This window comes from Rhodococcus sp. DT1, assembly GCF_049844875.1.
In the GTDB taxonomy this organism is placed as follows: Bacteria; Actinomycetota; Actinomycetes; order Mycobacteriales; family Mycobacteriaceae; genus Rhodococcus.
Window position 1 is genome coordinate 1 of the sequence record NZ_JBNCLW010000003.1, and the last position, 21,185, is coordinate 21,185.

Here is a 21,185-nt window from a genome sequence, read left to right on the forward strand (position 1 = left end):
ATCATTCGCATACGGCAACACCACCCGCGACTGCGCCCCCAGCACCGACGTGTACCACACCCCCAACAACCCCAACAACACCGGAACATTGCGCTCGAGCGGCACCGACCGGAAATGCTCATCGATCACCCGAAACCCCGCCAGCAACTCCCCGAACCGCTCCCGCCCGACCGCACACATCACCGCCAACCCGATCGCCGAATCCACCGAATACCGGCCCCCCACCCACTCCCAGAACCCGAACATGTTCACCGGATCGATCCCGAACTCCGCCACCCGCTCCGCATGCGTCGACACCGCCACGAAATGCGCCGCCACCGCCTCCTCACCCAGCGCCGCCACCACCCACCGCCGCGCCGCCGTCGCATTACACAACGTCTCGAGCGTGGAGAACGTCTTCGACGCCACCACGAACAACGTCGACGCCGGATCCAGCCCCGCCAGCACCCCGGTCAGATCCGCCGGATCCACATTCGACACGAACCGCACCTGCGGACCGTCGTGATAGTGCCGCAACGCCCGCGTCACCATCACCGGCCCCAGATCCGACCCCCCGATCCCGATGTTGACCACCGTGGTGATCTTCTCCCCGGTCGCCCCCCGCCACCGGCCGTAACGCACCCGATCGGTGAACTCCCCCATCGCGTCGAGCACCTCGTGGACATCGGCGACGACCTCACGCCCGTCGACAACCAACCGCGCCGACCGCGGCAACCGCAACGCGGTGTGCAGCACCGCCCGGTCCTCGGTGACATTGACGTGCTCGCCGGTGAACATCGCCTCGCGGGCCGCCTCGAGCCCGACCGCCCGGGCCAGATCGAGCAGCAACTCGATGGTGCGGGCGGTGACCCGGTGTTTGCTGTAGTCGACCACCAGATCCCCGGCGGCAGCGGTCATCGCGTCGGCGCGGCCGGGATCGGCGGCAAACATCTCCCGCAGATGCATCCCCTCGACCTCCGCGCGATGATCGACCAACTTCTGCCACGGGGTGGATCGGGTCACGTCGCTCATGCGATCGACAGTAGTGTCCACCTCCCCGAACCGCCGGGTTTGCACCCTCCGCGGCGCGGGACGCGCATGATGGGATTCATGGACACATCAGAACTGATCCGGTCCGTGCCCACCGACCTCTTTCTCGGTGGCGAGTGGGTGCCTGCCGGAAATCGAGCGACCTTTCCCGTCCACAACCCCGCCACGGGTGACGTTCTGGCCGAGGTGGCCGACGCCACTCCCGACGACGCCATGCGCGCCCTGGATGCTGCGGTGACCGCAGGCCGCGACTGGGCCGCGACGCCTCCGCGTGAGCGAGCAGAACTTCTTCGCGCGGTGTGGGCGAAGATCAGCGAACGCGCCGACGACGTCGCGCTGCTCATGACCCTCGAAATGGGTAAAGCATTGCCCGAGAGCAGGTCCGAAGTCGCGTACGGCACCGAGTTCCTGCGATGGTTCTCCGAGGAAGCAGTGCGGATCGCCGGCCGCTACACCCCCGCCCCGGCGGGCAACGGCCGCATTCTCGTCACGAAGCAACCGGTCGGCCCGTGCCTTGCGATCACGCCGTGGAACTTCCCTCTCGCGATGGGTACCCGCAAGATCGCCCCCGCGCTGGCCGCGGGGTGCACGATGCTCGTCAAGCCTGCGTCGGAGACGCCGCTGACCCTGCTGATGCTTGCCCAGTTCTTCGCCGAAGCCGGTCTGCCCGCAGGCGTGTTGTCGGTGCTGCCGACGTCCCACGCCGGGGATGTGACCGGCCCCCTGCTCGAGGATCCGCGGCTGCGCAAACTCACCTTCACCGGATCGACGGCGGTAGGACGGTCGCTCGCGCAGACCGCCGGCCGGTCGCTCCTGCGCACCTCCCTGGAACTCGGCGGAAACGCACCGTTCGTCGTGTTCGACGACGCCGACCTCGACGAAGCGGTCGAGGGTGCGGTTGCGGCCAAACTGCGGAACGGCGGTGAGGCGTGCACGGCCGCGAACAGGTTCCACGTCGCGAACTCCGTCCGGGAGGAATTCGTCACCAAGCTCACCGAACGCATGGCGTCGTACAAGCAAGGGCCGGGGACCGATCCCGACACGACCCTCGGGCCGCTGATCAACGAGAACCAGAAGAAGACGGTGATCGAACTGGTCGAAGACGCGGTTGCGGGAGGCGCGACGGTGCGACTCGGCGGGGAGACCCCGGAGGGCCCGGGCTGGTTCTATCCGGCCACGGTGCTCGACGACGTGCCGCGTACTGCTCGCATCCTGCGGGAAGAGGTCTTCGGGCCGGTCGCCGCCGTCACCGGTTTCGACACGGAGGACGAGGCCGTCGCCGCAGCCAACGACACCGAGTACGGGCTGGCGGCGTACATCTTCACGCACGATCTGGATCGGGCGCTCCGGGTGTCGGATGCACTGGAATCGGGCATCGTCGGCGTCAACCGGGGAGTGGTGTCGGATGTCGCCGCACCGTTCGGCGGGATCAAGGCGTCCGGCATCGGCCGCGAAGGCGGGACCGAAGGTATCGAGGAATACCTCGAGACGAAATACATCGCGCTCCGGTAACGGGAGGGAGCCCCGGCCGCTACGCCCACGGGCCGGCAGTGTTCAGGCCGGCGCAGTGTTCAGGCCGGCACTGCCCGTGGGCTAGTGGCCGAGGCGACCGCGGCCGAGGCGCAGCAGCAGCATCGCGAGGGTGTGGCCTTCCTGGCCCAGTTCGCTGAAACGCTCGAGCACCTTCATCTCGCGGCTGTGCACGAGCCTCGTGCCGCCGGACGCCATCCGGGTCCGGCCGATGATGCGCGAGACCTCGGTGCGGCGCTTGACGGCCGCGAGGATCTCGGCGTCGAGGCGATCGATCTCCTTGCGGAGTTCGTCGATCTCGGCCTCGGTGGTGGGCACTGCGTCGGCGGTTTCGCCGGAAAGAGCAGCGTCGGTGTTGGCGTTCAATGTCATCTCCTCGCGTCAGCGCTGGCCGTCCGACCGGTGAAGGGCGCATGACATAACGTCCAGTTTGCCACCGTGTCAATCCGCGGCCAAGTCGGGGATTCGCTGTCGTACGCGTCCGGTAGTTTGGTAGAACGATGAACACTCCCGTTGCTCCCGCCCACACGACCCCCGATTCGGACGCTCTCCTCGAGGGACTCAATCCACAACAGCGGGAAGCGGTCACGCACGAAGGTGGGCCGCTGCTCATCGTGGCGGGTGCGGGCTCGGGCAAGACGGCAGTGCTCACGCGGCGGATCGCCTACCTGCTGGGCGAGCGAGGCGTCGCACCCGGTCAGGTGCTCGCCATCACGTTCACCAACAAAGCAGCCGCAGAGATGCGCGAGCGCGTAGCCGCTCTGGTCGGGCCACGTGCCCTGTCGATGTGGGTGTCGACCTTCCACTCGAGCTGCGTCCGGATTCTGCGGGCCCAGGCGAGCCTCCTGCCCGGCATGAACTCCAACTTCACGATCTACGACGCCGACGATTCGCGCCGGCTGCTGACGATGATCGCGAAAGACCTCGAACTAGACATCAAGAAGTACTCTCCGCGGCTGCTCTCCACCCAGATCTCGAATCTGAAGAACGAGCTGATCGGCCCGGAAGAGGCGGCGGCCGCCGTCGGTGCCGACGCCAGCGATCTGGAACGGATCGTCGCGCGGGTGTACGCGCTGTATCAGCAGCGCCTCCGTGCCGCGAACGCTTTCGACTTCGACGACCTGATCGGCGAGACCGTCGCGTTGCTGCAGGCTCACCCGGACATCGCCGAGTACTACCGCCGGCGCTTCCGGCACGTGCTGGTCGACGAGTACCAGGACACGAACCACGCCCAGTACGTGCTGGTCCGCACCCTGGTGGGCGACCCCGACGACGACTCCACCGTCGAGCCGAGCGAACTGTGCGTGGTCGGCGACGCCGACCAGTCGATCTACGCCTTCCGCGGCGCGACCATCCGCAACATCGAGGAGTTCGAGCGCGACTATCCCCAGGCGCGCACGATCCTGCTCGAGCAGAACTACCGGTCCACCCAGAACATCTTGTCCGCGGCGAACGCGGTGATCTCCCGCAACACCGGTCGTCGCGAGAAGCGGTTGTGGACCGATTCCGGGGAGGGCGATCTCGTGGTCGGGTACGTGGCCGACAACGAGCACGACGAGGCGCGGTTCGTCGCGGCGGAGATCGACCGTCTCGTCGACGAGGGCATCAAGTTCTCCGATATCGCGGTGTTCTACCGCACCAACAACGCGTCCAGGGCCTTCGAGGACGTGTTCATCCGTCACGGCGTGCCGTACAAGGTCGTCGGCGGGGTCCGGTTCTACGAGCGCAAGGAAGTGCGCGACATCGTCGCGTACCTCAAGGTCCTCGAGAACCCCGAGGACACCGTGAGCCTGCGCCGGATCCTCAACACGCCTCGACGCGGCATCGGCGACCGGGCCGAGGCCTGCGTGGCGGTGCATGCCGAGCGTCTCGGCATCGGGTTCGGTCAGGCGCTGCGGGATGCGGCCGAGGGCAAAGTTGCCCTGCTGAACACTCGTGCGCAGAAGGCGATCGCCGGATTCGTGGGGATTCTCGACGAACTGCGGGCGATGCTGGTGGTCTCCGACGCCGACGGCAACGACACGGTCGACATCGGCGACGTGGTCGAGGCGATTCTCGAACGCACCGGGTACAGCGCCGAACTCGCCGCCAGCGACGATCCGCAGGACGGCGCCCGGCTCGACAACCTCAACGAACTCGTCAGTGTCGCACGGGAATTCAGCGCCGACGTGCGCAATGCCGCGGGTATCGAAGATGTGGGACGTGAAGACGGCGACCCGGATCCCGGTTCGCTGGCGGCGTTCCTGGAGAAGGTCTCACTCGTCGCCGACGCCGACCAGATCCCCGAAAACCAGGACGGTGTCGTCACGTTGATGACGCTGCACACCGCCAAGGGACTCGAGTTCCCCGTCGTGTTCGTGACGGGCTGGGAAGACGGGCAGTTCCCGCACATGCGTGCGCTCGGTGATCCTGCCGAGTTGTCCGAAGAGCGGCGTCTGGCTTACGTCGGCATCACGCGAGCGCGCCGTCGTCTGTACGTCAGCCGCGCAGTGCTGCGCTCGTCGTGGGGACAACCCGTCACGAATCCGGAATCTCGTTTCCTGCAGGAGATTCCGCAGCACCTCGTCGAATGGAAGCGGACAGATCCGGGGCCGGGGCGCGGACATGCCATCGGCTCGGGCACGGGATCGCGGTTCGGTGCGAGGGAGGAGCGTTCGTCCTCGCCGAGTTTCGGGGCGCCGCGCGGGCGAAACAATCACCTCGTGCTCGCCGTCGGCGACCGCGTCAGCCACGACAAGTACGGGCTGGGCACGGTTCTGGAGACGAAGGGCAGTGGGCCTACCGCGACGGTCGTCATCGACTTCGGAAGTGCCGGTAAGGTCCGGCTGATGCTGGTCGGCGGCGTGCCGATGATCAAGCTCTAGGCGCCCGCACCGCGGTTGCCCGCGCGGGCTGTCGCGAGGCGACCGGTATCGCGGCGGAAGGGCGCGCGATGTGGGAGTTCGTCAGACGCGGTTGCTGCCGGGGGCGATGCCCCGGGTGGCGAGCCACGGCACCGGGTCGATCTTGTCGACGCCGTTGAGGTGCACCTCGAAGTGGAGGTGCGGACCGGTGGAGAATCCGCGGTTACCCATGGTGGCGATCTGGTCGCCGGCCAGGACCTGCTGTCCCACGCTGACCATGGACTGATCGATGTGCCCGTACACGGTGACCGTGCCGTCGGCATGGAGCAACCGGATCCACATACCGAAACCCGACGCGGGACCGGAATCGATGACTTCACCGTCGGCGACCGCGAGGATCGGGGTGCCGATCGGGCCGGCGATGTCGATGCCGGCATGGAGAGTGCCCCAGCGAGCACCGAAGTTCGAGGTGAACGCGCCCGCAGCGGGAAGGACGAACAGGGGCCGTCGGGCCGCTGCCTCGCGTGCCGCTCGCTCCTCGCTGAAGCGTTCGCCCTTGGCGAGGAGGTTGGAGAACTGCGACAGGTCGTTGGGGTCGGCGATGTTGAGCACCTGGGGCGCCTGCGAGGGTGCCGCACCGGTGCTGTCGGAAGTGAACTGCGCTGCCTGCGGCACCGCGGTGGCCGTGATGACCGAGGAGTCGCTGGTGTCTGCGGCGAGTGCGACCTGGCTGTGGTCGGCGTTCTGGCCGGGGCCACCGTTGGTCGCTGCCTGACCCGCTGCGACGACTGCGCCGGCGGCGACGGCGAACACCGCGGCACGGCCCTTGAGCGCGGTCGGGGGAGTGGGCACCCGGTGCGCTCCGCTGCGGCGAACAGGAGAGACGGTGTCGGAAGATTCGGCGGAATCCGAGGTGGGAGCGTCGACGTAGTAGGTCGGCTCGGAGGCGAGGCCCGTCGTGCGGAAATCTATGGTCGCTGTGGTCCAAGCGTTCCAGTCGTCCGGTGCCGTTTCGGGCCGGCGGGCGTGGCTTTCGGCAATCGGGCTGCCTGGGCGCATCGCCATCCTCCGTTTCGTGACCTCATCGTTACTTGACCAGAGCGACGGTAACGAAACGATCGCAAGCAGGGCAACCTATAACGCAAACCAAAGCGCTTATGTGAGCGGCATCACAGTTATGTGCTGGGAAAAGCGGGGAATGGGCCGAATGTCACGCAATGAAACATCCAATGACTTTTGCATTGCGAAACAGTCTCGGAGCAATCGGGCCCGACTGCCGGGTGGCCTCGGGGGAGCCGGTCGCGGCCCCGTGAGCGGCGCCTGTCATCCTGGGGATGGTGGTCCTCTTGGTTGCGGCGTTCTCACATTCCGGGAGGAAACCCGTGAGCTAACCCTCGGCGTCCAGGATCCGTGACATGCGCCACATGACCGGAGCGCGGACGTTTCGCAGGGCGTCCATGTAACTAGAGTCCGAACCGGCCCGCTCAATACCCCCGAGCGGGCGTGAACGCAGACGAGACGGTGAGCAGATGGATCTCTTCGAATACCAGGCGAAGGAACTTTTCGCCAAGCATGACGTGCCGACGTCGGCTGGACGTGTTACAGACACGGTCGCCGGAGCCCGCGAGATCGCCGAGGAAATCGGCAAGCCCGTGATGGTCAAGGCACAGGTCAAGGTCGGCGGCCGTGGCAAGGCCGGCGGCGTGAAGTACTCCGCCGACGTCGACGCCGCCGTGGCCAACGCCGAGGCCATCCTGGGCCTCGACATCAAGGGCCACGTCGTGAAGAAGCTGCTGGTCGCAGAGGCGAGTGACATCGCCGAGGAGTACTACATCTCCTTCCTGCTGGACCGCACCAACCGCACCTACCTGGCGATGTGCTCCGTGGAGGGTGGCGTCGAGATCGAGGTCACCGCCGAGGAGAACCCGGACGCCCTCGCGAAGATCCCGGTGGACGCAGTCAAGGGCGTCGACCTGGCCTTCGCCCGCGAGATCGCCGAGGCCGGCAAGCTGCCCGCAGAGGTGCTCGATGCCGCCGCCAACACCATCCAGAAGCTGTGGGAGGTGTTCATCAAGGAGGACGCGCTCCTCGTCGAGGTGAACCCCCTCGTCCGCACCCCGGACGACCAGATTCTGGCTCTCGACGGCAAGGTGACGCTGGACGAGAACGCCGCGTTCCGTCAGCCCGGCCACGAGGCATTCGAGGATCGGGACGCCACCGATCCGCTCGAGCTCAAGGCCAAGGAGAACGACCTCAACTACGTCAAGCTCGACGGCGAGGTCGGCATCATCGGTAACGGCGCAGGACTCGTGATGTCCACTCTCGACGTCGTCGCCTACGCAGGTGAGAAGCACGGCGGAGTCAAGCCCGCCAACTTCCTCGATATCGGTGGCGGCGCTTCGGCTGCCGTCATGGCCGCCGGCCTGGACGTGATCCTCAACGACGAGCAGGTCAAGAGCGTGTTCGTCAACGTCTTCGGTGGCATCACCGCATGTGACGCCGTGGCAAACGGCATCGTCGGCGCGCTCGAGACGCTGGGCGACGAGGCCAACAAGCCGCTGGTCGTCCGCCTCGACGGCAACAACGTCGAGGAGGGTCGCCGCATCCTCTCCGAGGCCAACCACCCGCTGGTCACGGTCGTCGCCACCATGGACGAGGCTGCCGACAAGGCTGCCGAGCTCGCCTTCGCAGCGAAGTAAAGGGACACACAGAACAATGGCAATCTTCCTTACCAAGGATTCCAAGGTCATCGTCCAGGGCATCACCGGCGGCGAGGGCACCAAGCACACCGCCCTCATGCTCAAGGCCGGCACCCAGGTTGTCGGCGGCGTCAACGCCCGCAAGGCCGGCACCACGGTCTCGCACACCGACAAGGACGGCAACGCTGTCGAACTGCCGGTCTACGGCACCGTCGCCGAGGCCATGAAGGAGACCGGCGCGGACGTCTCCATCGCGTTCGTTCCGCCGGCCTTCGCGAAGGACGCCATCGTCGAGGCCATCGACGCCGAGATCCCGCTGCTGGTCGTCATCACCGAGGGCATCCCGGTGCAGGACTCCGCGTACGCGTGGGCCTACAACGTCGACAAGGGCGAGAAGACCCGGATCATCGGCCCCAACTGCCCCGGCATCATCACCCCCGGCGAGGCGCTGGTCGGCATCACCCCGGCGAATATCGCCGGCAAGGGCCCGGTCGGTCTCGTGTCGAAGTCGGGCACCCTGACCTACCAGATGATGTTCGAACTCCGTGAGTACGGTTTCTCGACCGCCATCGGCATCGGCGGCGACCCGGTCATCGGCACCACCCACATCGATGCGATCGCTGCGTTCGAGAAGGATCCCGAGACCAAGGTCATCGTGATGATCGGCGAGATCGGCGGCGACGCCGAGGAGCGCGCAGCCGATTACATCAAGGCCAATGTGACCAAGCCGGTCGTCGGCTACGTCGCGGGCTTCACCGCACCCGAGGGCAAGACCATGGGCCACGCCGGCGCCATCGTCTCCGGTTCCTCGGGCACCGCCCAGGCCAAGAAGGACGCCCTCGAGGCTGCCGGCGTCAAGGTCGGCAAGACGCCGTCCGAGACCGCCGCTCTCGCGCGCGAAATCCTGCAGTCGCTGTAATTTCGCACCGTTCGACCTCTGCCCGTGTGTGTTCCCGACGGAACACACACGGGCAGTGCATTTTCGGGGGCAGTGTGTTTTCGGTGCCTATTCGTCGATCCACTGGTGTCCCACCGGCGTCAGGTCACCCGAACCGGACGTGACCGACGCGACCGTCGCCGTGAGAACGGCCGGGTCGGATGTCGCGACGGTCAGCACCGCACGCTCGCCGTACGCGACGCCGAGCACGCTGACTCCGCGCTGCCTCAGCTCGGCTTCCACGCGACCCGCGTCGGCATGGTCGACCCCGAGTTCGAACAACTCCCGGCGGACCCGCGTGACCACGCGCGCCGAGTCGAGCGCGGTCGTGACCGCTCCCGAGTACGCGCGCACGAGTCCGCCCGCACCCAGCTTGATGCCGCCGAACCACCGCGTCACCACCACGGCGACGTTCACGAGATCGCGGTGATGCAGGACCTGCAACATCGGGATGCCCGCGGTTCCGCCCGGTTCGCCGTCGTCGCTCGACCGCTCGGCCCGCGTCGCATGCTCGTCGCCGACGACGAAGGCCCAGCAGTGGTGGCGTGCATCGGGATACAGTCGCCGCTGTTCCTCGACGAAGGCCAGCGCCGACTCCGGCGATTCGACACGCCGGAGCGCGGCGAGAAACCGCGAACGTTTGACCTCGGTTTCCACGACGACATCCGGGCCCGGGGCAAAAGTGTGCGGCATGGCCCCATTCTCGCGGGTCGTGCCTAGGCTGGTACGCAGGAGACGGACGACAGCCGAACCGACAGCAGGAGGACCGATGAATTTCCCCGCAGGGCAATCCACCCCGAGCAAGGTGGTGCCGCTGCTGCTGCCACTTGTGGTCGCCGCGCTCGGTGTCGTGAACTTTCTACTCGGTCTCGCGCCGTATGTGAGCATCACGTTCGGTTCCCGCGTCGCACTGTCGTCGTTCGATTTCGGATTCGCCGTCGTGCCCCTCGCTTTCCTGTTGCTCGGTGGCGTCAGCGCAGCGCTCTCGTTGCTGCCCGGCCAGGACCTGCGGGCAGTGGCAGTGGTCGCGTCGGGAGTCGGCTTCGTGACCTCGCTCTTCCAGTTGTTCCATCTGCCGGAAGACACGGGAATCGCCTGGGGCGGAGTCACGATCCTCGTCTTCGGCTTCGTGCAGGCCGCGCTCGCCGTCGTCACTCTGCTGTTCGGACTGGGCATTCTGGTGCCCGGACGCTCGGCACGGCAGAGCGGTGGCGCACAAGGCTATCCGCAGGGTTCGCCGCAGCAGGGTTCGGCGCAGCAGGGTGTCGGACAGTTCGGTGCCCAGCAGTACCCGGGACAGCAGTTCGGTGCCCAGCAGTACGGCGGGCAGCAGTACACAGGCCAGCAGCAGTACGGCGGCCAGTACGGCGGCCAGCAGCAGTACGGCGGGCAGGCCGCCGGAGCTCAGCAGTATCCCGGTCAGCAGTTCGGTGCTCAGCAGTTCCCGGGTCAGCAGTTCGATGCCCAGCAGTACGGGGGCCAGCAGTACGGCGGTCAGTACGGGGGCCAGCAGTACGGTGGGGCGCAGCAGTACCCGGGCCAGCCCGCCTCCGGCCGGCAGTCCGAGCAGTCCGGTAGCCAGCACTCCGGTAGCCAGCAGTACCCCGGTGGGTCGTCTTCCTCCGCGTCGCCGTCGCCGGAGTCGCAGTACCCCGCCGGACAGCAGCCGGGCGACCAGCCTTTTGCGGGCGCACAGCAGCACGGTGGGCAGTTCGGCCAGCAGCACTCGGGCGAACACGGGGGCACCGACCAGGAACGCACACAGCGCTTCACTCCCGCTCAGTACGGCGGGCCCGACCAGGCCACCCAGTCGCATTCCGGGGTGAACACCGGCGGCGAGTACGACCGGTCCGAGTCGGAGCACACGGACGCGCAGCAGTCGCCGGGCCGCCCGGAGCAGGAGGATGCGTCGTCGGCGCCCGAGTCCGATGCCGAGCGCGCCGTCGTGAACCGCGCCGAAGACAACGAGGGTTCCGCTCCCGGCGAGCCCGCCCCCACCCAGGCGTTCCGCTCACCGGGTGACCAACGGTGATCGGCGCGCCTGACACCCTCCGCGACACGTCGGTGACACCCTCGACTCGATGACTTCCACGCTCGGCCGGTCGACCCGGCACACTCCACCCGAGGACGGCCACCTCGATCCGGAGCGGTTCCGAATCCTGGTCGGTACCGCGGCACGTCTTCCCGCGGTGACGCTCGCGGTGGTCGCCACGATCGTGGTGACCACCATGGTGCTCGCGAACAGCGACCTGGCGGGGATCTACGCCGCCATCGCGGGTACCTGGCTCGCGCTGCACCAGGTGACCCTCACGATCGACGGCACCTCGCTCGGTGTGCTTCCCCTGTTGCCCACAGCGGTCCTGGTGTGGTTGTCGGCGCGAGGGGCCGCCTCGGCGGCAGACGCCGTCATGGACTACACCGGGTACCAACTCGAAGGCCCCGACGCCGCACGCATCACCGCGGCAACACTGGCCGGCCCGCTGACCGTCACGGTCGTCGCGCTCGTCGTGATGCAGGACGCGGCGGGTGTTCTTCCTGTCGCGTCGCCGAACCCCGCTGCGGCTCTGGCGTGGGTGACGGGCCTGTACCTGCTCGCCGCGTTGCTCGGAATCGGCTCACGTCTGTGGCGGCCGCTGGTCCTCCGGTACGCGGTGCCGGAATGGCTCGTGCTGTCGGTCCGCCCCGCGGCGAGGGCGGTGCTCGGCATGTTCGCGGTCGGCGGCGTCCTCGTCGTCGCGGGACTGCTGTGGTCGTGGACCACACTGGGCGACCTGCTGGCACGCGGTGAAACCTGGACGGGCGTCCTCGGTCTCACCGTCCTGTCGATCCTGTACCTGCCGAATCTGGTGATCGGTGCGTCCGCGGTGCTGGCCGGGAGCACCGCACAGTTCGGGCAGGTGCGGTTGAGCTTGTTCGAGGCGTCGGGGGGCGATCTGCCTGCTCTCCCGATCCTCGCGGCGATCCCGGCGGGACCGGCGCACGCACTGTGGCCGGTACTGCTTGCTGTGCCGGCCACAGTCGGTGCTCTGCTCGGCCGGTTTGCCGCGCAGCGCACGCTCCAGGCGCAGGCCGACGGGGCGCCGGTGGGAAGCCTCGACGCTGCTCGGACGGTTCTGGCCGCGGCAGGGTTCGCCGGGCTGGTCACCGCAGGCATCACCTGGGCGGCAGGTGGCCCACTGGGAATCTTCGGGGTCGTCGGGGCCAGATGGTGGCTCGCCGGCGTGCTCCTGTTCGCGTGGGCAGGACTGCTCGGGCTCATAGTCGCCCAGTTGCTCATGTGGCGCGAGGGTCGCCTGGCCGCCGCAGTCCTGCGCGAGGACTACCACGAGCAGACAGACGACGAGCAGTTGGACGATGACCCGATCGACGACGAGCTGAGGGAGGATGACGAGGCAGCGGAGCGCAGCGACGCGGCCGAGGATTCCGATCACGACGCGGACCCGGACTCCGACTCCCGCACCGACGAGACGTCGGAGGGCGTGTCTGCGGAGGACGAGTCCGGGGAGGACGAAAGCCGAGAAGCCGTGGCGGACGCCGAGTCGGAGGCGGAGTCGGACACGGAGGGCAAGGGCAAGGGCAAGAAGGGCGCCGACTAGGCTTTGACACGGCCGGTTCGTCGGCCGACCCCCTCGAGTTCCAGGAGTAGTGCCCTGACTGCCTCGCGTGACCAGTTGCCGCCCACCGCACCGGCGCGGCTCGTCGTACTCGCGTCCGGGACGGGAAGCCTGTTGGCATCACTGCTCGAGCAGGCGCGTGACGACGACTACCCCGCACGCATCGTCGCTGTCGGTATCGACCGCGAGTGCCCGGCCGAAGAGCACTCGGCGGCAGCCGGTATCCCCGTGTTCCGGGTGTCCCTGCGCGAGCATCCGGACAGGGCTGCCTGGGATCGCGCACTCACCGAGGCCGTCGCCGAATTCGAGCCCGATCTCGTGGTCACCGCCGGATTCATGAAGATCCTGGGACCGGCGTTCCTCGACCGTTTCGGTGGACGCATCATCAATACCCACCCGGCATTGCTGCCGTCGTTCCCCGGCGCACACGCAGTGCCCGATGCGCTCGCGTACGGCGTGAAGGTCACCGGTTCGACGGTGCACCTCGTCGACGGCGGAGTCGACACCGGCCCGGTGCTCGCGCAGGAGGCGGTGCCCGTCCTCGAGGACGACGACGTGGCGAGCCTGCACGAACGAATCAAAGTTGTGGAGCGACGGCTGTTGGCAGAGGTGGTCGCCGCCGTCGCGACCCGTGGAGTTGTTTCCGATGGACGAAAGGCCGTGATCCCCGGTGACCGAACGTAAGACTGTGCGCCGCGCGCTGGTCAGCGTGTACGACAAGAGCGGACTCGTCGAACTGGCGACAGGACTCCACGACGCGGGGGTCGAGCTGGTCTCGACCGGCTCCACCGCGGCGACGATCGCCGGAGCGGGCCTGCCCGTGACGAAGGTGGAGGAACTCACCGGCTTCCCGGAGTGCCTCGAGGGTCGCGTGAAGACGCTGCACCCGCGTGTCCACGCCGGCATCCTCGCGGACACCCGCAAGCAGGACCACCTCGACCAGATCGCCGATCTGGGCATCGAGGCATTCGAACTGGTCGTGGTCAACCTCTACCCGTTCACGGAGACGGTTGCCTCCGGCGCCGGCCCCGACGAGTGCGTCGAGCAGATCGACATCGGCGGACCGTCCATGGTGCGCGCCGCTGCGAAGAACCACCCGTCGGTGGCTGTGGTCGTGGATCCCGCCGCATACGGCGATGTCCTCGAATCCGTTGCGGCCGGTGGTTTCACCCTCGAGCAGCGCAAGCGCCTTGCCGCGCAAGCGTTCCAGCACACCGCGGCCTACGACGTCGCGGTGGCGACCTGGATGAACAGTGGCTACGCGGCTCCGGACGACGATGCGAAGTTCCCCGCCTGGACCGGCGCCACGTGGACCCGTGCGAATGTGCTGCGCTACGGCGAGAACCCGCACCAGGCGGCTGCCCTCTACGTGGACGGGTCGGGCGAGCCGGGACTCGCTCAGGCCGAGCAGTTCCACGGCAAGGAAATGTCCTACAACAACTATCAGGACGCCGACGCCGCATGGCGCGCCGCGCACGATCATCGCGAGCCGTGCGTCGCGATCATCAAGCACGCCAACCCCTGTGGGATCGCGATCGCCGATGACATCGCGACCGCTCACCGCAATGCCCACGAATGCGACCCGGTGTCGGCATTCGGTGGTGTGATCGCCGCGAACCGTGAGGTGAGCGTGAAGATGGCCGAGCAGGTCGCCGAGATCTTCACCGAGGTCGTCATCGCGCCGTCGTATGCGGACGGTGCGGTAGAGGTGCTCTCCCGCAAGAAGAACATCCGCATCCTGCGGGCCGACTCGCCGTCGTCCTCGCAGATCGAGATGCGCCAGATTTCCGGCGGGCTCCTGCTTCAGGAACGCGACGCGCTCGATGCCGAGGGCGATGCACCGGCCAACTGGCAGCTCGCGTGCGGCGAGGCCGCCGACGAAGCCACCCTGCGCGATCTCGAGTTCGCGTGGCGGACGGTGCGCGCCGTCAAGTCCAATGCGATTCTCCTGGTCTCGGGTGGCGCGACCGTCGGAGTCGGCATGGGGCAGGTCAACCGCGTCGATTCGTCACGTCTGGCTGTGGCACGCGCGGGCGACCGGGTCGTCGGTTCCGTCGCCGCCTCGGACGCGTTCTTCCCGTTCGCGGACGGCCTCCAAGTGCTCACCGAGGCCGGAGTGAAGGCCGTCGTTCAGCCCGGCGGATCGGTGCGCGACAACGAGGTCATCGAGGCAGCGCGTGAAGCCGGGATCACCCTGTACCTGACGGGTGCCCGCCACTTCGCCCACTGACAGATACCGGACGGCGCCGTCCACGGCGCACGTGCCTGCAGGTCAGGCAGCGTGCGAGTGGGCGGCGTCGTCGTGTGCGGACTCGGTTCCGCGCGATCCGCGGCCCTCGGAGATGACGAGGCGCGCGGCACCCCGGTCGAGCAGTTCACGGATCAGATCTGCTGCGGCGGCGCCGCTTTCGGTGCCACCGACGCGGCTGAGATCGATCGTGATGGCGTGGCCGGTCAGGTCGCCGGGCAGGTCCGACGGGACGGATCCGCCGGGTTCGATGCGAAGTTTCATGATGTTGTTTCTCCTGTCGGGGAATGAAGCTGTGGGGATAAGAAAGGGCACCCGGGGCGATGTGCCCGGGTGCCCGAGAAGGGAGTCGTCGTGTGACTTCTATTCTCGGGGTGGCCTTGCGGCGAAGTGGGAATGAAGGTGCGCAAAAGGTACGGAACAGCCGATGACGTGCATGTGCTTGAATCGCATCGAACCGTACCTTTCTCGGGCGTACCAGCGGGTTAACGGGAAACCATACACCAATAACGTGAAAGCGACATTTGTTATTTCGCGGACCCGGTCACAGACTCTTCAGCCACGCCTCGAAACCGGACGTGAACTCCTCCGAGAAGGGCAGGTCGGCGATGTAGTCGGCGCCCGTGGACTGCTGGTCCCCGATGTCCTTGAGGACGTGGTTGGTGCGGGTCATGCGCAGCGATGTCAGGCGGGTGTGGACGAGCGCGTCGTCGAGAGCGTCCACGTCCTCGATACGCACCTGGATGTCCTTGGTCGATGCGCTCGAGAGCACCGGCAGGTCGCCGTCGACCTGGGCGGCGAGCATCCGAGGATCGAGCGCGTCCTCCTCCGCGAGAGCCTTGGCGTTCGCGGGAACGAGCCCGGCGTTGCGGAGGGGTTCGGGCAGGTGGTCGCTGAGGGTACCGTCGGCCCGCAGCGATTCGACCGCTCCGGTCAGCGCCAGCCGGAGTTCGTCGGCAATCTGCACGGGGAGCTTCTGGGCGACGACCACCGCGTCGAGCTGGGCGTCGATCTGGGCGGTCAGCAGGTCGAGCAGGCGTACCGCGAGGGGTTCGACCAGACCGATACCCCTGATCCGCGGGTTGTCCTGCGCCAGCGCCAGGGCGATCAGCGCACCTTCGCTGTGTCCGACGACGTAGAGACGGTTCGCGTCGACACCGCGCCGGCCTGCGAGGAAATCGAGACCTGCGGACGCGGCGTCGATGAACGTGGAGAACCCGAGATCGGCGACGTCCTCGACGTCGTACGGTCCGAGGCCGGTCACGCCGCTGCCGAGCTTGTCGTAGCGCAGGCTGGCGAAGCCGTGCCGTTCGAGGACGTCGGCGAGGTGGCGCAGCGTGCCGATCGGCCCCGGAAGCAGGGCGCTGTCACCGTTGCGGTCGGTAGGACCGCTGCCGGCGAGCAGAAGCACTCCGGGCACCACACCCCTCCTCATCGACACGGGTACCCGGACGCTGCCGTGCAGGGTCACGTCGCCGCTGGAAAAGGTGATCTCGGTGTCCGACATACACCGTGTCTATCAGAAGAGCCCCCGACGTTCCGTATTCAGGCACCTCATGGGTGCGTACCTGCGGAGTGCCGCCGAACGGAGGTCTCGCCCCGGCTGCGTCAGGGTGCGTCGTCGTCGACGTCCGGCCCCCTGCTGTCACCGTCCTCGGCATCGGCCGCCGTGCCGTCGATACGGCCGGATGCTGTGTCGTTGTCCGCGGACTCCGGGGCGGGCAGTTCCTCCGCGTAGGGCGCGCGCGGTGGAGCGATCTCCGCGAGACGCTCGTTGACGGCATGCGCGAGCAGGTCGTGCTGCAGAACCGACAACGGCACCATTCCGTCGAGGTATGCCTCGATCTCGACCTTGCCGGCATCCCCGCCGAGCGCGAAGTAGCGCAACCACAACTCGTCGAGAGTCAGCCCGGTCGCGGCGAGCGCCTCGAGGAACCGGCGATGGGCCTCGCCGGACGGAAACAGACGCATCACCTGCTCACCCCGCTTCGTCACCGGCCGCCTCGACGAGCGTCTCTGCCAGGGTTGCCAGGGTGGTTCCCGACAGGCTGGACTGCTCGATCAGCCACCGCATGGCCTGATCGGGGTCCAGTTGTTCGCGCAGCATCACGATGCCCTTGGCCGTGGCGATCAGATCCCGGGTGTGCAGCGCGCGCTTGAGGTTGTCGCTGAGCCGTTCGGCACTGCGGAAGGTGTGCACGTTGGCGACCAGAATGGCGGCCTGGGCCGCGAACCGCCGCAGCAGGCCGACCTCGGTCTCGTCGTAGGCCCCGGCGCGGTCGGAATACACCTTGATCGCCCCCCACGACCGGTCCGCGGTGACCAGCGGCGCGCTGAGCACCGACCGGATACCGGTCGAGTCCACCCGTGCCGACCACAGCGGCCACCGGGGATCGGCGCCGACATCGTGCGACGCGCACGATCACCCCGTCGTGCCATGCGGTGAGACACGGTCCCTGGCCGAGTTCGTATTGCAACGCGTCGGCGCGTTCGACCATCCGATCGGTCGCGGCGGAGGTGACCTCGTCCCCGTTGATACCGCGGACACTGACCCCGGATCCGATCGATCCGGGCAGGGTGTCCACGGCCAGGGAGGTGATCAATTGCAGTGCTGTGGCGACGGTCTGTTCGGACAGCAGCACTCCGGACATCCGGGCGTACACAGCCGTCAGCTCGTCCGGTGTCGAGTCCGGAAACGCATCCACGCGGCCCCCTTTCGTCTGTGGGATTACCCATCATCGCGGAGACGAACCGAGGTGTCAGGCCTGCCCCGGTGGCGATGCCTTTTCGCCAGCCTAGACCGCGGCCACCGCGGGCGAATCGGCCTTCCGGCGACGCACAGCGGGCACGTTTCTCGACGATCCACCGGATCCGGCGGCCCAGGTCGTCCGGGAAGAAGAGGTTCCTCGGCTTGCAGGTGCCGAAACCGCCGCACGGTCGTACCTTGGATGAGGTGACGTCTCCCACACCGCGCCCGTCCACCCTCGGAGAGCTGCGCGCCTCCGGCCACGTACATCGTCCCGTCAAGGACGAGATGAGGCAGAACCTCGTCGCCGCGCTGCGCGACGGCACCGATCCCTGGCCCGGCATCGTCGGATTCGACGAGACCGTGGTCCCCCAACTCGAGCGGGCACTGCTCGCCGGTCACGATGTCGTCCTTCTCGGCGAACGAGGCCAGGGCAAGACGCGCCTGCTGCGTACCCTCGCGTTGCTGCTCGACGAGTGGACCCCTGTGATCGCGGGATCCGAACTCGGTGAGCACCCCTACGAACCCATTACGCCCGTCTCGCTCCGCCGCGCGGCCGAACTCGGCGACGATCTGCCGGTCGCGTGGCGACACCGCAGCGAGCGCTACGCCGAGAAGCTGGCAACTCCCGATACCTCCGTCGCCGACCTCGTCGGGGACGTGGACCCGGTGAAGGTGGCGGAAGGACGCAGCCTCGGTGATCCCGAGACGATCCACTTCGGGCTGGTCCCACGCGCCCACCGCGGAATCGTCGCGATCAACGAGCTTCCCGATCTCGCCGAGCGCATCCAGGTGTCGTTGCTCAACGTCATGGAGGAGCGCGACATCCAGGTGCGTGGCTACACACTCCGGCTCCCGCTCGACGTGCTGCTCGTCGCGAGCGCGAACCCGGAGGACTACACCAACCGCGGCCGGATCATCACTCCGCTCAAGGACCGGTTCGGTGCCGAGATCCGCACCCATTACCCCATGGAACTCGACGACGAGGTCGCGGTGATCGAGCAGGAAGCCGACCTGCAGGCCCGCGTTCCCGACTTCCTCGTCGAGATTCTCGCGCGCTTCACGCGGTTGCTGCGCGAGTCGACGTCGGTCGACCAGCGCTCCGGTGTCTCCGCGCGCTTCGCCGTGGCCGGCGCCGAAACCGTCGCGGCCGCTGCCGTGCACCGCGGCGCGGTGCTCGGTGAGGACGACCCCGTGGCGCGGCCCGTCGACCTGGCCACTGTCGTCGAGGTACTGCGCGGGAAGGTGGAGTTCGAATCAGGGGAGGAAGGACGGGAATTCGAGATCCTCGACCACCTGCTGCGTCGTGCGACCGCGGACACGGCGCGCACGCGGCTGGCCGGGATCGATCTCGCCCCACTCGTCGCCGCGGTCGAGCAGGGTGAGCCGGTGATCACCGGCGAGCGCGTCACTGCGAAATCGTTGCTCGACGCGCTGCCCGAACTGCCGGTCCTCGACACGGTCGCCGAACGACTCGGCGCTTCCGACAGCGGCTCTCGCGCCGCCGCAATCGAACTCGCACTCGAGGGCCTGTATCTGGCGCGGCGCATCGCAAAGGACGCCGGCCCGCGCGGCGCGGCGGTGTACTCCTGATGGACCGTTCCGCGAGGTACGGCCCGTACCACGGGGGCGACCCGCTCGCGCCACCCGTGGATCTGCGCGACGCGCTCTCCGCGATCGGCGACGACGTCCTCGGCGGGGCGTCGCCGCAACGCGCCCTGCGCGAACTGCTGCGGCGCGGCAGCAGCAGCATGCGCGGACTCGACAAGCTTGCCGCGCAGGCCAACCGGCGCAAGAGGGAACTGCTCGACCGCACCGATCTCGACGGCACTCTGAGAGAGGTGCGCGAACTCCTCGACCGGGCGGTGCTCGAGGAACGGAAGGAACTCGCGCGCGCCCTCGACGACGACGCCCGGTTCGCCGAGATGCGGATCGAGGAACTGCCGGCGTCGACAGCGCAGGCCGTTCAGGAACTCGCCGACTACGACTGGCGCAGCGACAAGGCGCGGCAGGACTACGAGAAGATCCGGGATCTGCTGGGCCGGGAAATGCTCGACCAGCGGTTCGCCGGAATGAAGCAGGCACTGGAAGGTGCCACCGAGGAAGACCGGCAGCGCATTTCCGAGATGCTCGAGGACCTCAACAACCTCCTCGACAAGCATGCGCGCGGGGAGGACACCCCCGAGGATTTCGAACAGTTCATGGCCGAGCACGGCGAGTTCTTTCCCGACGATCCCCAGAACGTGGAGGAACTGCTCGATTCGCTCGCGCAGCGGGCAGCCGCCGCGCAGCGGCTACGGAACTCGCTGACGCCGGAACAGCGGGAGGAACTCGACGCACTCGCGCAGCAGGCGTTCGGGTCGCCGTCGTTGACGAATCAGCTCGACCGGCTCGACGGACATCTCCGTGCCGCGCGGCCCGGTGAGGACTGGGCGGGATCCGAACGTACGCGTGGCGACGAGGGGATGGGACTCGGTGAGGCGACCTCGGCGCTCCAGGAGATCGCGGAACTCGACCGGCTCGCGGAGCAGTTGTCCCAGCAGTACGCCGGGGCTTCTCTCGACGACATCGATCTCGACGAACTCGAGCGCCACCTCGGTCCGCAGGCCGTGGCCGACGCTCGCACACTCGCCGATCTCGAGAAGGAACTGCAGAAAGAGGGATTCTTCGACCGCGGCGCGGACGGCAAGTGGCGGCTCTCGCCCAAGGCGATGCGTCAGCTCGGGCAGACCGCGCTGCGGGACGTGATGAACCGGATATCGTCCCGCACGGGTCAGCGTGAATCGCGCCGCGCCGGGGCGATGGGGGAGCCCACCGGTGCGACGAAGGCCTGGGAGTTCGGCGACACCGAGCCGTGGGACGTCGTGCGCACCCTCACCAACGCGACGCTGCGCAGCCCCGGCGTGCCGGTCCGGATGTCGGTGAGCGACGTCGAGGTGGTCGATACCGAGCAGCGGGCACAGGCGGCGGTCGCATTGCTCGTGGACACGTCGTTCTCGATGGTTATGGACGGACGCTGGGTGCCGATGAAGCGCACCGCTCTGGCACTGAACCACCTGGTGTCCACACGGTTCCGGGGCGACGCGCTGCAGTTGATCGCGTTCGGGCGGCATGCGCGCGTGGTCACCGCACCGGAACTGGCGGGCCTCGACGGTGTGTACGAGCAGGGGACCAATCTTCATCACGCGCTGATGCTCGCGGGCCGGCACCTGCGTCGTCATCCGAACGCGCAGCCCGTCGTGCTGGTCGTGACCGACGGCGAGCCCACCGCCCACCTCGAACCCGAGGGGTACGCGGCGTTCGATTATCCGCCGAGCGCCAGGACTCTGGGCCTGACCGTGCGCGAACTCGACCATCTCGGCAAGATCGGCGCCCAGGTGACGATCTTCCGGCTCGGCGACGATCCCGGGCTGGCCCGGATCGTCGACCGGATGGCCCGCCGGGTGGGGGGACGGGTCGTGGCACCCGACCTCGACGGCCTCGGCGCCGCGGTGGTGGGCGACTACGTGCGGATGCGCCGCCGCTGACGTGGCCGGCGG

The 21,185-nt window shown here is 67.9% G+C and carries 17 protein-coding genes and 1 pseudogene; 10 read left to right on the top strand and 8 right to left on the bottom strand.

What is annotated here, in order from left to right; all coding sequences use genetic code 11:
- Positions 1–1,011: pseudogene (locus ACLQ3J_RS07725) on the bottom strand (glucose-6-phosphate isomerase); the annotation flags it as partial.
- A gap of 78 nt (positions 1,012–1,089) precedes the next feature.
- On the opposite strand from ACLQ3J_RS07725, the gene ACLQ3J_RS07730 reads away from it, so the two are divergent.
- On the top strand, positions 1,090–2,541 hold the full coding sequence (locus ACLQ3J_RS07730; protein WP_169621430.1) for an NAD-dependent succinate-semialdehyde dehydrogenase: 1,452 nt from the start codon (positions 1,090–1,092) through the stop codon (positions 2,539–2,541).
- Between the two features lie 81 nt (positions 2,542–2,622).
- Here the strand turns inward: ACLQ3J_RS07730 and ACLQ3J_RS07735 are convergent, their stop codons facing one another.
- Complete coding sequence (locus ACLQ3J_RS07735; RefSeq protein ID WP_169621431.1) at positions 2,623–2,925, bottom strand: chorismate mutase; 303 nt, start codon at positions 2,923–2,925, stop codon at positions 2,623–2,625.
- A gap of 134 nt (positions 2,926–3,059) precedes the next feature.
- Between ACLQ3J_RS07735 and pcrA the strand changes: the two genes are divergently transcribed.
- Complete coding sequence (gene pcrA, locus ACLQ3J_RS07740) at positions 3,060–5,423, top strand: DNA helicase PcrA (protein WP_296549576.1); 2,364 nt, start codon at positions 3,060–3,062, stop codon at positions 5,421–5,423.
- A gap of 81 nt (positions 5,424–5,504) precedes the next feature.
- On the opposite strand, the gene ACLQ3J_RS07745 is transcribed toward pcrA, so the two are convergent.
- Positions 5,505–6,467, bottom strand: coding sequence for a M23 family metallopeptidase (locus tag ACLQ3J_RS07745; protein WP_169621433.1), 963 nt, complete (start codon positions 6,465–6,467; stop codon positions 5,505–5,507).
- Between the two features lie 464 nt (positions 6,468–6,931).
- Here ACLQ3J_RS07745 and sucC point away from each other — a divergent pair, with 464 nt between their 5' ends.
- Together sucC and sucD are read left to right on the top strand one after the other, a co-directional pair.
- A complete protein-coding gene (gene sucC, locus ACLQ3J_RS07750) occupies positions 6,932–8,101 on the top strand; it encodes an ADP-forming succinate--CoA ligase subunit beta (protein WP_296549575.1) in 1,170 nt (389 codons plus the stop codon).
- A gap of 16 nt (positions 8,102–8,117) precedes the next feature.
- Entirely contained in the window at positions 8,118–9,020 is a 903-nt protein-coding gene (sucD, locus tag ACLQ3J_RS07755; RefSeq protein ID WP_169621435.1) for a succinate--CoA ligase subunit alpha, read from the top strand.
- An 87-nt stretch (positions 9,021–9,107) separates the two neighbouring features.
- Here sucD and ACLQ3J_RS07760 read toward each other — a convergent pair whose 3' ends face one another.
- On the bottom strand, positions 9,108–9,731 hold the full coding sequence (locus ACLQ3J_RS07760; RefSeq protein WP_425902768.1) for an IMPACT family protein: 624 nt from the start codon (positions 9,729–9,731) through the stop codon (positions 9,108–9,110).
- Between the two features lie 76 nt (positions 9,732–9,807).
- Here ACLQ3J_RS07760 and ACLQ3J_RS07765 point away from each other — a divergent pair, with 76 nt between their 5' ends.
- The 4 genes from ACLQ3J_RS07765 to purH are packed head-to-tail and all read left to right on the top strand — an operon-like array spanning position 9,808 to position 14,882.
- Positions 9,808–11,070: a DUF5336 domain-containing protein gene (locus ACLQ3J_RS07765; protein ID WP_169621437.1), complete on the top strand. Its 1,263-nt coding sequence runs from the start codon at positions 9,808–9,810 to the stop codon at positions 11,068–11,070.
- 49 nt (positions 11,071–11,119) lie between these two features.
- Positions 11,120–12,634: a DUF6350 family protein gene (locus ACLQ3J_RS07770; protein WP_425902770.1), complete on the top strand. Its 1,515-nt coding sequence runs from the start codon at positions 11,120–11,122 to the stop codon at positions 12,632–12,634.
- Positions 12,635–12,688: 54 nt separating this feature from the next.
- The gene (gene purN / locus ACLQ3J_RS07775; protein WP_425903144.1) at positions 12,689–13,336 is read left to right on the top strand and encodes a phosphoribosylglycinamide formyltransferase; all 648 of its coding nucleotides are present in this window, start codon (positions 12,689–12,691) and stop codon (positions 13,334–13,336) included.
- Entirely contained in the window at positions 13,323–14,882 is a 1,560-nt protein-coding gene (purH, locus tag ACLQ3J_RS07780) for a bifunctional phosphoribosylaminoimidazolecarboxamide formyltransferase/IMP cyclohydrolase (protein ID WP_169621440.1), read from the top strand. The genes purN and purH overlap by 14 nt, the downstream gene beginning before the upstream one ends.
- A gap of 42 nt (positions 14,883–14,924) precedes the next feature.
- Here the strand turns inward: purH and ACLQ3J_RS07785 are convergent, their stop codons facing one another.
- The 4 genes from ACLQ3J_RS07785 to ACLQ3J_RS07800 all read right to left on the bottom strand — a co-directional run bounded on the left by ACLQ3J_RS07785 (position 14,925) and on the right by ACLQ3J_RS07800 (position 17,265).
- Positions 14,925–15,164 carry a hypothetical protein gene (locus ACLQ3J_RS07785; protein ID WP_169652566.1) on the bottom strand — a complete coding sequence of 80 codons (240 nt, stop codon included), beginning with the start codon at positions 15,162–15,164 and terminating at the stop codon, positions 14,925–14,927.
- 280 nt (positions 15,165–15,444) lie between these two features.
- On the bottom strand, positions 15,445–16,407 hold the full coding sequence (locus ACLQ3J_RS07790) for an alpha/beta hydrolase (RefSeq protein WP_296549574.1): 963 nt from the start codon (positions 16,405–16,407) through the stop codon (positions 15,445–15,447).
- Positions 16,408–16,508: 101 nt separating this feature from the next.
- Positions 16,509–16,895, bottom strand: coding sequence for a hypothetical protein (locus ACLQ3J_RS07795; protein WP_425902772.1), 387 nt, complete (start codon positions 16,893–16,895; stop codon positions 16,509–16,511).
- Positions 16,879–17,265: an ANTAR domain-containing protein gene (locus tag ACLQ3J_RS07800; RefSeq protein WP_425902774.1), complete on the bottom strand. Its 387-nt coding sequence runs from the start codon at positions 17,263–17,265 to the stop codon at positions 16,879–16,881. Before ACLQ3J_RS07800 ends, ACLQ3J_RS07795 begins: the two co-directional genes overlap by 17 nt.
- A gap of 588 nt (positions 17,266–17,853) precedes the next feature.
- Here ACLQ3J_RS07800 and ACLQ3J_RS07805 point away from each other — a divergent pair.
- Positions 17,854–19,239 (top strand): ATP-binding protein, encoded by a 1,386-nt coding sequence (locus tag ACLQ3J_RS07805; RefSeq protein WP_425902775.1) that lies wholly within the window; start codon positions 17,854–17,856, stop codon positions 19,237–19,239.
- Complete coding sequence (locus tag ACLQ3J_RS07810) at positions 19,239–21,173, top strand: vWA domain-containing protein (protein ID WP_169652564.1); 1,935 nt, start codon at positions 19,239–19,241, stop codon at positions 21,171–21,173. The genes ACLQ3J_RS07805 and ACLQ3J_RS07810 overlap by 1 nt, the downstream gene beginning before the upstream one ends.
- The last annotated feature ends 12 nt before the right edge of the window (positions 21,174–21,185 follow it).